Annotated in this window: 8 protein-coding genes; 1 reads left to right on the plus strand and 7 read right to left on the minus strand. The window is 75.8% G+C overall.

From position 1 onward, the window contains the following. Positions 1 to 115 precede the first annotated feature (115 nt). Positions 116 to 1,552, plus strand: coding sequence for a rifampin monooxygenase (rox, locus tag ACIGW4_RS13105; protein ID WP_399580197.1), 1,437 nt, complete (start codon positions 116 to 118; stop codon positions 1,550 to 1,552). A 266-nt stretch (positions 1,553 to 1,818) separates the two neighbouring features. Here rox and ACIGW4_RS13110 read toward each other — a convergent pair whose 3' ends face one another. The 7 genes from ACIGW4_RS13110 to ACIGW4_RS13140 form a co-directional block, all read right to left on the minus strand. Continuing rightward, the gene (locus ACIGW4_RS13110) at positions 1,819 to 4,875 is read right to left on the minus strand and encodes an AAA family ATPase (protein ID WP_399580199.1); all 3,057 of its coding nucleotides are present in this window, start codon (positions 4,873 to 4,875) and stop codon (positions 1,819 to 1,821) included. 238 nt (positions 4,876 to 5,113) lie between these two features. Beyond that, the gene (locus ACIGW4_RS13115; RefSeq protein ID WP_398709493.1) at positions 5,114 to 6,811 is read right to left on the minus strand and encodes a S8 family peptidase; all 1,698 of its coding nucleotides are present in this window, start codon (positions 6,809 to 6,811) and stop codon (positions 5,114 to 5,116) included. Between the two features lie 488 nt (positions 6,812 to 7,299). After that, positions 7,300 to 8,166 (minus strand): GNAT family N-acetyltransferase, encoded by an 867-nt coding sequence (locus ACIGW4_RS13120; RefSeq protein ID WP_399580202.1) that lies wholly within the window; start codon positions 8,164 to 8,166, stop codon positions 7,300 to 7,302. Positions 8,167 to 8,812: 646 nt separating this feature from the next. Further along, positions 8,813 to 9,712 (minus strand): hypothetical protein, encoded by a 900-nt coding sequence (locus ACIGW4_RS13125; RefSeq protein ID WP_399580204.1) that lies wholly within the window; start codon positions 9,710 to 9,712, stop codon positions 8,813 to 8,815. Continuing rightward, complete coding sequence (locus ACIGW4_RS13130) at positions 9,709 to 10,722, minus strand: SPFH domain-containing protein (RefSeq protein WP_123456384.1); 1,014 nt, start codon at positions 10,720 to 10,722, stop codon at positions 9,709 to 9,711. The genes ACIGW4_RS13125 and ACIGW4_RS13130 overlap by 4 nt, the downstream gene beginning before the upstream one ends. 140 nt (positions 10,723 to 10,862) lie before the next feature. Further along, positions 10,863 to 12,020 carry a DMT family transporter gene (locus ACIGW4_RS13135; RefSeq protein ID WP_399580206.1) on the minus strand — a complete coding sequence of 386 codons (1,158 nt, stop codon included), beginning with the start codon at positions 12,018 to 12,020 and terminating at the stop codon, positions 10,863 to 10,865. Continuing rightward, a complete protein-coding gene (locus tag ACIGW4_RS13140) occupies positions 12,017 to 12,748 on the minus strand; it encodes a phosphatase PAP2 family protein (protein WP_399580381.1) in 732 nt (243 codons plus the stop codon). The genes ACIGW4_RS13135 and ACIGW4_RS13140 overlap by 4 nt, the downstream gene beginning before the upstream one ends. Positions 12,749 to 13,068 lie beyond the last annotated feature (320 nt).

The raw sequence follows: 13,068 nt of genomic DNA on the forward strand, positions 1-13,068 counted from the left end.
GACACCCTCTCCTTGCACTCTCAACATATAGCGCACAGGGGGCCTTGCGGCAAGGCCCCCTCTCTGCCGCAGAATCTCCGCTCTACGCAAGGAACCGAGAAAAACGGGGCTGTTGATGATTGATGTGATCGTGGTCGGCGGTGGACCGACCGGTCTGATGCTGGCGAGCGAACTGCGGTTGCACGACGTGCGGGTGGTCGTCCTGGAGAAGCTGGCCGAGCCGACCCGGGAATCCCGCGGACAGGGCCTGCACGCGCGCAGCGTCGAGATGATGGCCCAGCGCGGCCTCCTGGAGCGGTTCGCCGCCGTCAGCGAGCAGTTCTCGGTCGGCGGCCTCTTCGGCGGTGTGATGAAGCCGTGGCCCGAGCGGCTCGACACGGCCCACCCGTACGGCCTCGCCACGCCGCAACCGGTCAGCGAGCGGCTGCTGAACGAGCGGGCGCTCGAACTCGGCACGGAGATCCGGCGCGGCACCGAGGTGGTCGGGATCGACCAGGACGAGGACGGGGTGACCGTCGAGCTCGCGGACGGCACCTCACTGCGCTCCCGCTACGTCGCCGCGTGCGACGGCGGCCGCAGCACCGTGCGCAAGCTGCTCGGCGTCGGCTTCCCCGGCGAGCCCGCCACCGTCTGGACGCTCCTCGGCGACATGGAGGTGACCGCCGACCCGGAGACGGTCGCCTCCGTCGTCGCGGAGGTCCGCAAGACCCAACTGCGCTTCGGCGTACAGCCCTTGGCGGACGGGCTGCACCGCGTCGGCGTGCCCGCCGACGAGGTGGCCGAGGACGGCGCGACCGCGCCGACCCTCGACGAGTTCAAGCGGCGGCTGCGGGCCGTCGCCGGCACCGACTTCGGCGTCCACTCGCCCCGCTGGCTCTCCCGCTTCGGCGACGCCACCCGGCAGGCCGAGCGCTACCGGGTCGGCCGGGTGTTCCTGGCCGGAGACGCGGCGCACATCCACCCGCCGACCGGCGGACAGGGCATGAACCTGGGCATCCAGGACGCGTTCAACCTCGGCTGGAAGCTGGCCGCCGCCGTCGCCGGCTGGGCGCCGGAGGGACTGCTCGACACGTACGAGGCCGAACGGCACCCCGTCGGCGCCCGCGTCGTGAAGAACACCCGCGCCCAGATGGCGCTGCTCGGCACCGACGCCGGCGCGACCGCGCTGCGCGAGCTGTTCTCGGAGCTGATGGACTTCGAGGAGGTCAACCGGTACATCACCGGCATGATCACCGCCGTCGACGTCCGCTACGACCTCGGCGAGGGCCATGAACTCCTCGGCCGGCGGCTGCGGGACGTGACGCTGAAGCGGGGGCGGCTGTACGAGCTGACGCACGGCGGCCGCGGACTGCTGCTCGACCAGACCGGCCGCCTCTCGGCGGAGGGCTGGGCGGACCGCGTCGACCACGTCGTCGACGTCAGCGAGGAGCTGGACGCGCCCGCCGTGCTGATCCGGCCGGACGGCCACGTGGTGTGGGTCGGCGAGGACCAGGAGGACCTGCGCGGCCCCCTGGCCGAGTGGTTCGGCGCCCCGGCGGCCCGAACCACGTGACGGCGCCCGGGGCGCGGGTCCGGGAGACCGGATCCACGCCCCGGGCGCTCCGGCCCGGGCCCGGCCCCGGTACGGGCGCCGGCCCGCCGGACGAGGGCCCGGAGCCGTTCGCACGGGCCGCGGACCTGCCGGACGCTCCGGCGCGGACCTGTCGTGGGGCGGGCCCCGGGGGGTGCGGAGTGGTGGGCCCCCGGGGGAGGAGCCGGTCGTGCGGGCTGCGGGGGCGCCGGGTGCCGGGGGCGGCGTATCGGCGTCGCCCGGAGACCTCAGGGGCGCAGGGCCGTCGCCAGCTGGGCGCGGGAGCGGACGTCGAGCTTCTGGTAGATGCGGGTCAGCCGCGCCTCCACCGTCTTCACGCTCAGGTACAGCTTCGCCGCCGCCTCCTGGTTGCTCGCGCCCTGGCCCACCAGGCGGGCGAGCCGCAGTTCCGCCTCCGTCAGGGAGGAGAGCGCGGGCACCGACTCCTCGACCCCGCCACCGGGGCCGGCGCCCTCGCCGGCCGGCGTCTCGCTCGCCAGGGCCAGCCATGGAGCCGCCCCGGCCCGCTCGAACACCGAGGCCGCCTCGTGCAGGGCCGCCTGCGCCGCCGACCTGCGCCGACGGCGGCGCTCGACCCGCGCCAGGGCGATCAGCACCCGGCCCCGCTCCAGCGGCAGCCCGGCCCGGCCGAAGCTCTCGGCCGTACGGGTGAGCAGCTCGGCCGCCTCGTCCGTACGCCCCTCCGCCGCCAGGCACAGCGCGTACGCCCGGTCGCAGCCCAGCAGCACCGTGGACCGGCCCAGGCGCTCCGCCACCGGCCGCACCTCCGCCAGGAGCGCCAGCGCCTCGTCGGCCGCGTCCTGGGCGAGCAGCGCCTCGGCCAGCTCCTCGTGCCAGCGCAGCATCGCGGGGTCCACCGTCGACTGGGCGCGCTCGTCGGCCTGCACCCGCCGCAGCGTCTCCAGGGCGGTGGCGACGTCACCGGTGATCAGCTGGACGCGGCCGAGCGCGTACCGGCTGCGGGAGAGGAAGACGCGGTCGCCCTCCTCCTCCGAGGCCTGCACGCTGCGGCGGGCGTAGCTCGCGGCCCGCGCGAAGCTGCCGCCGGCCGTCTCCGCGAGCGCCAGCGTGTACCAGGCGGGGCCGGGGGAGAGACCCGCCTCCAGGGTGAGCGCGAGCGCCTGCCCCGCGTGCGAGAGCGCCGCCGCGCAGGCGCCCCGGCGGGACTCGATCGCGGCCAGCGTGGAGAACAGCTCGATCGTGTCCTCCACCGAGCCGCGCCGCTGGACCAGGGGCAGGAGCGCGTTCAGCTCGTCCCGGGCGTCGTTCAGCCGGTCGTCGTAGAGGGCGTGACGGATCGTCAGGATCTGGGCGGCGTTCCGGATGCCGAGCGGACGCTCGGCCCGCTCCAGGCCGCGGGCCTGCGCGAGCACGGCCTCGGCGTCCGGGTTCCCGAGGGCCCGCTCCATCCGCGCCTGCACCGTCAGGGCCTGTGCCGCCAGCCGGGGATCGCCCATCGAGGAGGCCAGCGCGGCCGATTCGACCGCCGCCGTCCGTGAACGCTCCGGGTCGCCGTCCGCGAGCACGTACTTGAGGGAGAGCCGCAGCTGCACGGCGGCCCGCAGGGCGGTGTCCCCCTCGGAGTCCTCCATGGCGTGGACGTACATCTCGTCGAGCCCGGTGAGCCCCTGACCCGCCGTGTCGAGCACGGCGAGCCGCGCCCTGACCCGGTCGGACGGTCCCGCGTCCCGGGCGAGCAGATCGGTGGCGGCCCGCATCGCGAGGTCGGCGCGGGCGGCGTGGACGGCCTCCTCGGCGGCGTCGACGAGCCGTGCGATCCGCCGCGTCCCGTGCCGGCCGGGGGTCGTCTCGGCGGCGAGCAGCGCCAGTTCGGCGGCGAGCGCGCTGTTCCCCCGCCGCCGGGCCAGATCGGCGGCGGCCGCGACCTCGGCGGCGAGCTCCTCGTCCGGCCGCTCGGTGGCCAGCGCCCGGTGCCGCACCGCCTCGACGGGGTCGTCCACGACCTCCGCGAGGGCCGCGTGCCCGGCGCTCCGCTCGGCCCAGCAGGCGTCGTGCACCAGGGTGGAGGGCAGCAGTCCGGCGGTGAACGTCACCGAGCCGTCCTCGGACAGCGACACCAGGTCGGCCCGCTCGGCGGCGGCGAGGTCGGCCTCCGCGCTGGGCCGTCCGGCCCGCCGCACCAGCGTGGCGGAGGGACGCAGCGCGAGCGCCGCGAGCAGCAGCGTCTCGCGTACGGCGGGGGGCGCGGCGCCGAGGAGCTGGCGGGCCAGGTCGCGGGCGCGCCCGGAGAGCGTCAGCGCCTCCGCGTGGTGCACCGGGGTCCGCGCGTCGGCGAGGGAGCGGCCGACGGCGAGCGCGAGGCGCGGATTGCCGCCGCTCGCGCGGTGGATGCGGCCGGCCATCCGGGAGGGCAGCCGGTGGTGGATGAGGAGTTCGGCGATCTCGTCGGCCTGCAGCGGGGGGACGCGCAGCACGTCCGCCTCGGACGGCACCCAGAGGTGCGCGGCGTGCGGGTCCTCGGGACGGTGGCTCTCGCGGTGCGGCTCGTGGGTCTCGGCGTACGGCTCGGGGGTCTCCACCGCCACCACCCGCAGCGTGGGCGGGGCCAGGTGGAGGGCGAACCGGAGCAGGTCCGCGCTGTCCGCGTCGATGTGCTGCACCCCGTCGACGACGAGCAGGACGGGGCCGCGACAGGTCAGGGCGCGCAGGATCCGGGCGATGCCGAGGCGCAGCGCGATCGGGTCCCAGCCGCAGGCGTCGATCGGCGCCTCGCGGCAGAGCATGGCGACGGCGGTCCGCTGGGGGCCCGGCAGCTGGTCGAAGACGCCGGAGGAGAAGATCCCGGCGTTGAGCACGCCGGAGGTGAGGGCCCCGGAGGTGAGCGCACCGGGGTCGAGGGGGCCGGGGACGAGCGCGCCCGCCGCGGCCGGATCGACTCCGGACATGCCGGTTCCGGCGGTTCCGGCGGCCGCTCCGGCACCGTACGGCTCGGTGGTGGCGGCAGCGGTGGCCGTGGCGTGCGGGGCGGGCGGTTCGGGGCGGCTGGTGCCGAGCCCCGGCCAGGTGACGGTCGCCGCCACCGAGGCGACGAGCGCCGCGGCCGCGGCCCCGGGTATCTCGCGGTCGGACGGCAGGGTCGCGAGCCAGAGCACGGTCTCGCCGCGCGCCTCCGCGCGGGCCGCCTCGGCGAGCGCGACCTCGGTCTTGCCGACGCCGGCGGGACCGGTGAGCAGGGCACGGCCCCGGATGTGGAGGGCGCGCTCCAGACGGGTGAGGAGTTCCTCCCGACCCACCGGAGCAGGGCTCTGCGGAGCTGTCGTCACTGTCCACCACCTCCGGCCCCTCGGGGTCCGGCCCATGGACCCCGTGCGCAGAGGATACGGAGCGGACCGGCACAGTCCAGGCCTCCTGTCCGGCATACGGACAGGAGGCCTGGGGCGGGCGCGCTCCCACGGTGCTCCCGCAACGCCAGAACGCGCCAGTGGTGTAGACCACAGGCGCGTCGCTGACCAGCAAAGATGCTGATGTGGGGGGTGGTTCAGGGGTGGTGCGGGCGGTGCGTCAGAAAGTGAGGCTCCACGAGTCGATGTAGCCGGTGTCACCCGTGGCCACGTCGCGGACCTGGAGCTTCCAGGTGCCGTTGGCGACCTCGCTCGACGCGTCGACCGTGTAGGTGGCCTGGACGTTGTCGGCGCTGTCCGAGGAGGACGAGGTCTTCAGGTTGCGCACGGTGCCGTCGGGGGCGACCAGGTCGACGACCAGGTCACCGCGCCAGGTGTGCTTGATGTCCACGCCGACCTTGAGGGTGGCGGGGGCGTTGCCGGCGAGGCCGGTGACGGCGATCGGGGACGACACGGTGGTGTTGTCGGGGATCGCCACGTCCGTCGAGTTGGTGAAGACGGTGCCGGTCGGCGGGGTGGTGTTGAGGACCGAGTCCACGGCCTTCGCGGCGTCGGCGATGCCGGTGCCGCAGCCGCCGGTGCAGGTGCCGGGCAGCGGGCGGGCGGTGTTCTTGATCGTGGACTCGATGTCGGCCGGGGTGAGCGTGCTCTTGGCCGACTTCAGCAGGGCGGCCAGACCGGCGATGTGCGGCGCGGCCATCGAGGTGCCCTGGTAGGGCTTGTACGTCTCGGTCGACTGGACCGTGGTGCCCGAGTTCAGCGTGGAGTAGATCGCGTTCTCGGGGGTGGTGACGGTGCCGGGCGTGTCGGTGGCGTTGCGGGTCTCGCCGCCGGGCGCGGCCACGTCCACGATGGTGCCGTAGTTGGAGTAGTACGACCGGGCGCCGGCGCGGTTGGTCGACGCCACGGTGATGACGCCGGAGCAGTTCGCCGGGGTGAAGCCGGAGGCGTTGGCGTTGCTGTTGCCCGCGGCGACGACGACCGTGGTGCCGCGCGAGACGGCGCCGTTGATCGCGGTCTGGTAGACGCTCGGGCAGGTGGAGCTCGCGCCGCCCAGGCTCATGTTGATGACCTTGGCCGGGTTCGGGTTGGCCGGGACGCCCGGCACGGAGCCGCCGGAGGCCCAGGTGATGGCGTCGGCGATGTCGGAGGACGAGCCGCCGCACTTGCCGAGCACGCGCACGGGCTGGATCTTCGCGTTGTACGCGATGCCCGCGATGCCCTTGGTGTTGTTGGTGACCGCGGCGATGGTGCCGGCCACGTGGGTGCCGTGCCAGGAGGAGGTGGAGGCCTTGGAGCCGGTGCCGCACTCGCCGTCGGTGGCGTTCCAGTCGCCCTCGTCCTTCGCGTCCGCGTCGCGGCCGTTGCCGTCGCGGGCGTCGGCGGAGGTCGAGATGAAGTCGTACCCGGCGATGACGTTGGACGCCAGGTCCGAGTGGGCCGCGTAGCCGGTGTCGATCACGGCGACGGTGACGCCGGAGCCGGTCGTCTTGTCCCAGGCCGCAGGAACGTTCATGCCGCCGGTGGCCTCGAAGAGGTCCCACTGCTTGGCGTAGTCGGTGTCGTTCGGGGTGACCGCCATCGCGTAGGCGCGGACGTCGGGCTCGACCGAGGCGACGGACGGGTCGGCGCGGAACGCGTTCATGACCTCGGTCACGTCCTGCTTGGTCGCCTTGCCGCCCAGGTTCACCAGGGCGCCGCCGCCGGCGAGGCGGCGCTCGAAGGAGAGCTTCTCGCCCGTCTTCGCGGCCTTCTCGGCCGTGTCGCTCTTCGCGGCGGCGTTGGAACCGGCCTCGGCGGTGCGGCTCTTGTAGGTGACGATCACCTTCTCGACGGGGGCGCTGGGAAGCGCCCGCATCGCCTGCGAAGCCGGAACCGGCTTCGGGGTGGCAGCGACCGGGGTGGCGGCGAACGCCCCGGAAGTCATGGCAGCGGCACCGAGGATCGCGGCGCTCGCGACCACGGATATGACTCTCCGCCTGGAACCGTTCAAGGTGTGGCCCTTTCGAGTACGACGTAACTGCGGAGCAGTGGCGGCGGCGCGGGAACGCGCGGGGCGAAGTGGGGTCGCGTCCGAGGTTCCCTGGGCTTGGGGGGCCCGTGCGCCGCCACCGGCGCGACGGCCCGGGTCAAGGCCGCCACCGGCGGACAGCACCCTCCGCATGCACCTGTCATGGTGCGCTCGGGGGATGATATCTGCCGGTGCGGAGGACAGTAGGGAACGGGGGGGTGAACCCGATACGGGGAAAACCCTTGTCACCCCTCGGGGGGTGGTGGGGGTGCGGGGAGGGGAGGGGGCGGCCCGGGGCCGGCCGGGGCGGAGGACGGGCGGTCGGGCCGGCCGGATCAGCCGAGTTCGAGCGTGGTGACGCCGAAGACGCGCTCCCGTGCCACGGGGCGGACCGGGCCCGTGTACATCCGGGCCGTCTCGAACGTCGGCTCCAGACCGCGGTCCTGGGCCAGCCGGGCCGCCGCCGGGTTCGCCTCCGGCATGTCGACCGCGATCCGGGTCGCGCCGAACTCCCGCGCCTCGGCGGCGAGGCCGTCGAGCAGGGCCGCCGCGTCCGCCGGGGTGTCCGCGAACAGCGGCCCCACCCGGGCCTCGTCCTGGGCGGGACGAACCACGCCGTATCCGGTCAAACGGCCATCGGTCACGCGGGCCAGCGCCCGATGGCCGGGAGTGGCCAGCCAGGTGCTCAGGAACCGTGGCCGGTCGGCGTGGTGGCAGACGGCGTCGTACGCGGCGAGGGCGGCCGGATCGATCTGCCCGGCGGCCACGACGCCGGCCACGGGGCGCTCGGGGGCCGGGACCTCGCCCACGTACCGCGCGGTGCGATAGGCCGTGGTGAAGCCGGAACGGCGGTAGTTGTCCTGCTGGGCCGGCACCCCGTCGAGCCCGACGGCCCGGCCGTCGGCGTGCGCGAGCGCGGCCCGCCAGGTGGCCAGTCCGTGCCCGAGGCCGCGGAGTTCGGGGCGGACGAGGTAGAAGCCGAGGAAGGCGTAGGAGTCGTCGTAGTTGACGACGGAGATGGCGGAGACGGGTTCCCCGTCGACCCGGCCGAGGAAGAAGCCGGCGGGGTCCTGGGCGAAGAAGGCCGGAACGTCGGAGAGTCCGGGATTCCACCCCTCCTCGGCGGCCCAGGACCGCACGAGCGCCCACTCCTGCGGGGTGGCGGACGAGACGGAGAGGGAACCGGAGGGGGCGGAGGTCATGGGGTGTCCTTCGACGGCCGGGCGGGCGGACCCGAGTGGTCGGAACCCGGGCAAAGCGCGCCGAGCATAACGCCGCGCCGCCCTGCCGCCGCCCCTGACCGATCGATTCCGGCCGCCCCCGCGCGGAGCCCGCGCCCGGCGGGACGGCACCCCTCCCACACCTCCGTGCGGGGCCCGCGCCCGGCAGGGCGTTCGCCCCTGCCCGTGCGGGCCGCGCCCGCGCCCGGCTGGGCGGCTCCCCTTGCCCGTGTGGGCGTCCATCCTGCGGGGCGGTGCCCCCTGCCCGTGTGGGGCCCGCGCCCGGCTGGGCGGTGCCCTCGCCCACCCCCGTGTGGGCAATCGTCCCGCTGGGGCGGGACGGGTGGGCACACGGGACGGCGCCCATCAGCGGCGCCTCCGCGTTCCGCGCCTGAACCCGCACCACGAGCCCGGTGCACCAAGGGGTGCGGGTCAGGGCGCGACAGCCTTGGGCGCCGGCAGGGCGCGGGTCCGTTGTGCCCACCCGTTCCGCCCCAGCGGAACGACTGCCCACAACGGGGCGGCGGGAGCACCGCACCAGTGGGCGCAGCCCACGACGGGGGTGGGCGGGGGCACCGCCCCAGTGGGCGCAGCCCGCAGCGGGGGCGCGAGGGGTGGGCGTCGTGGGTCAGTGCACCAGCCGGAGGCGGGAGGCGGCGACGGCGAGGCGGACCGTCTGACCCCAGGTCAGTTCGAGGGCGTCCGACTCGACCCCGTCGCCGAAGGCGACCAGCCGGTCCGACTCGACGGTGAGCCGCAGCCCCCGCCCCGCCTCCAGGAGGCCCTCGACGCGGCTGGTGCCGGTCGTCGGTGACGGCCAGGCCTCGCGGACGAACCAGGCGAGCCGCGCGTCCACCGGCGCGGGCAGGGTGAGCGCGCTGGAGCGCTGCTCCCACAGGGAGCGGAGCCACCCCGTGGCGCCCGTGCCGGTGCCGACCAGGACGCCCGAGGAGGCCTGGGGCTCGGGCGGGACGTCCGTGCCGTCGAGTCCGAGCGCGTAGCGGGCGGTCTGGTGGCCGGGCGGGCCGACGTAGATCTCGTTCAGCGCGAGGAGCCGCTGCGCGTCGTCGGTGACGGCCTCGACCATCGTCAGCTCGTCGACCGCCGCCCCCGCCCCCGCCGCGTACGGCAGCAGCCGTCGCGCCCGCTCGGGCCGGTGCCGGACCAGGACGCCCGGATTGCGCCCGGGGTCGGCGTCGATGCCGATGACCGGCTGCCCGGTCAGGTACTTCGCCGCGTTGGCGACCAGGCCGTCCTGTCCGACCACCACGACGACGTCCTCGGGCCCGAACAGGAACCGGTCCAGGTCGGCGCGCTCGACCCGCGTCTGGCGCCACGTCAGCGGGACCGCGCCCGCCACTTCGGCGAGCGCCCGCCGGGTCCGCTCGTGCCGCTCGCGCACCGCGTCGACGGAACGGCCGCGCGCGGCGAGGAAGAACGCGGCCTGCCCGTGCGTCCCGTGCCGGGCGAGCAGCTCCTCGTACTCCGTGGTCCGGTGCACGAGCACCGCGCGCGGTGCGAGGCTCACGGCCGCGTCCCGCCCTCGCCGCCGCCGAGCCTGGCGAGCAGACCGGTCAGCACGTCCGGGGAGAGCGTGAGGTGCTCGACGCGCGGCAGGTTCTCCGCCGCCCGGGTCACGGCCAGGGCGTGCAGGACCGCCGGCTCGGCCTCCGCGTGCGCCCGCAGCCACGCGGACTGCGCTCCGGCGCGCGCCTCGCCGACCTCCCGTGCCGCCTCCGCCTCGGCCCGGGCCAGCCGGACCTTCCGCGCGGCCTCGGCCTCGGCCCGTACCGCGTCGGCGGCCGCGTTCTCCTCGGCCTCGCGGCGGGCGTTGGTGCCGCGCTGCTCGACGAGCCGCTCCTCCTGCCGGGCGAGCTCGATCTTGCTGGCGAGTTCGTTCTCGGCGATGGCGCGTTCCCGCTCGACGGCGACCGCGCGCCGCTCGTACGTGGCCCGGTCGGCCTCCTGCTGGATCTGTTCGCGCGCGGGCGTGCGCAGGGCGCGTTCGACCTCGGGCTCGGGGCGGATCGCGACCACGCGGACCGCGACGACCTCGATGCCGGTGTCCGGGAGGCGCGGTTCGGCGGCGAGCCCGGCCGCGATGCGGTCGCGTACGGCCGCCACGCCGTCGACGAGCGCGGCGGCGAGCGCGGTGCGGGCGAGGACGTCGAGGGCGTGCTGCTGGGCGGTCTCGGTGAGGAGGGTGGCGATCTGCTCCAGCGGCGTGCCGCGCCACGCGCCCGTGTCGGGGTCGATGGAGAAGTCGAGCCGGGTGGCCGCCGCGGCGGGGTCGCCGATCCGGTACGTGACGGTGGACTGCACGCTCACGTCCTGGAAGTCCGCCGTGCGGGCGTGGAAGGCCATCGCGAGTTCGCGGTCGTTCACCGGCACCTCGGAGAGGGCTGCGGTGAGCGGCCGGAACCAGAAGCTCAGCCCTTCGCCGTCGTGGACGAGCCGGCCGCGGCGTTGGTGGCGGATGTGGGCGGTGGGCGCGGAGCGCAGATGGCGCCAGCCGGCCCGCCGGGTGATGTCGGCCATGGAAACCCCCTTGTCGTCATGTTGACGATAGGGGGCGGGGTGGTTGTCGTCAAGGTGACGAATTCGGAGGTCCTTGCATGCGGAGGGGCGACGGCCGTGTGGCCGTCGCCCCCTGGGGCCGGTCGGGGCGGCCGCCGCGCTCACCCCGCGACGGGTGTCGGCAGCGGCTCGCTCTCGGGCGCTCCGAGGCCGGTGGCGCGGGGCGCCGGCGCCGGCCGTGACTCCGGGGCGAGGGGCGGTGCCGGAACGGCCGCGAGGAGCGCCTCTCCGACCGCCGGGACCGACGACGCGACCGCCGGAACCGGTGAGGCGACCACCGGGACCGACGACGCGACGGTCGGGACCGGTGAGACGGCCGCCGGGCTCGACACCGCAGCCGCAGCCGTAGCGGCCGCCGGCGCGGGCTCCGCCGCCGTGGCTCCCCCCTTCGTCAGCAGGACCACTCCCCGCGCCGCGACCAGCGACGCGCCGGCCGCGATCAGCCAGCCCCAGGCGCCCGCGCGGAAGGTCTCGCCGAGCAGGGCCACGCCGATCACCGCGGCGGCCGCCGGGTTGGAGAGGTTGACGACGGCCAGGGGCGCCGCGAGCCCGCCCCGGTAGGCGGTCTGGGACAGCAGCAGGCCGCCGGTGGCGAAACCGGATATCAGCACCGCGAGCAGCGCGGTCTGCCACCAGGTCGGCTCGGCGCCGGGCAGGTCGAGCGCGAGGGCGGCCGTCAGCGTCTGGGTGAGCGCGGAGGCGACGCCCGAGGCGATCCCGGAGGCCGTGGCGTGTCCGAGCCCGCGCGCGGCCGGGCCGTCGGCCCCGCGCTGCTCCCGCCCGCGCAGCCGCCCGGAGGCCAGTACGGCGATCAGGGACGCGGTCGCCGCGGCGACGATCAGGGACTCGCGCAGGCTGAGCGCCTCGCCGGGGGCCGTGGGCCCGGTCACGGCGACGAGCCCGACGAGTCCGCCCAGGGTCCACAGGGCCCCGCGCCATTCGGTACGGGTGACCCGGCGCCGTGCGCAGTACGCCCCCAGCGGCAGCGCCGCGACGAGCGTCAGCGCGCCGAGCGGCTGGACGAGCGTCAGCGGCCCGTAGTGGAGGGCGGCGACGTGGGCGAGGGCTCCGGCCGCGTTGAGGCCGACCGCCCACCACCACTGTCCGCGCGCGAGCAGGGCGCGCAGCGCGCCGCGCCCGTCGGGAGCGGCGGGGGAGGCGGCGGCGAGCCGGGCCTGGGCGACGGCGGCGAGCGCGTACCCGGCGGCGGAGACGAGGGAGAGGAGCACCGCGAGCGCGGTGCCGGCGGCGGGGTTCATCGCAGGGCTCCGACCGGGAGGGGCGCCGCACCGGGCGGGCGGGGGGCGGGTGGGGGTGCCGTCGGGCGGCCGGGCGCGCGGACGGCGAGCAGCGCGAGGCCGAGGAGGGCGGCGGCGGCGAGCGCGTCGAACCAGTAGTGATTGGCGGTGCCGACGATGACGAGCAGGGTGAGCAGCGGGTGCAGCAGCCAGAGCGCCCGCCAGCGGGACCGGGTGGCGGCGATCAGGCCGATCGCGACCATCAGGGCCCAGCCGAAGTGCAGGGACGGCATGGCCGCGAACTGGTTCGCCATCGAGTCCGCCTCCGGCGTCGCCCCGTACACGGAGGGGCCGTAGACGCGGGCCGTGTCGACGAGTCCGGAGGCGGCGAGCATCCGGGGCGGCGCGAGCGGGACCAGGAGGTGCAGCGCGAGCGCGGCGCCGGTGACGAGGGCCAGCACCCGGCGCGACCACAGGTAGTGCGCGGGGCGGCGCCAGTACAGCCAGGCGAGGAAGGCGATGGTGGCCGGGAAGTGCACGGCCGCGTAGTACGTGTTCGCCGCGTGGATCAGCGGTTCGCCGTGCAGGAGCAGTCGCTGGATCGTTCCTTCGCCCGGCAGGTGGATCGCCCGCTCGGCGTCCCAGACGCGGTCGGCGTTCCGGAAGGCGCGGGTCTCGTGGCCGTTGGCGAAGAGCCGGCCGAACTTGTAGACGAGGAAGAGCGCCGTGACCAGCAGGAGCTCGCGCAGGAGCGGCGGCCGGGCGGGCGCGGGCGGCGCGGTGGACGCGGGCGTGGGCGCGGGTCCGAGGCCCGGCTCCGCCGCCACCGTCACCGTCGCCGTCTCGGGCCCCGGTTCCCGTCCTGGTTCGGATTCCGGTTCCGACTCCGGTTCGGGCTCCTGGTCGGAGGCGGCTCCCGCGCCCTCCTGGCGCCCGATGCGCCCGGCGCGCCCGGCGGCGTCCGGGGTGGGGAGCACCCCCGGTTCCGCAGGACGTGGTCCTGGTATCCCGCGTATCCCGACAGCCATCGTGCGGCCCTCTAATCCGTCAAATCGCCAGCAAACGGAGC

Source organism: Streptomyces sp. NPDC053513 (assembly GCF_044544765.1).
Lineage (GTDB): Bacteria > Actinomycetota > Actinomycetes > Streptomycetales > Streptomycetaceae > Streptomyces > Streptomyces litmocidini.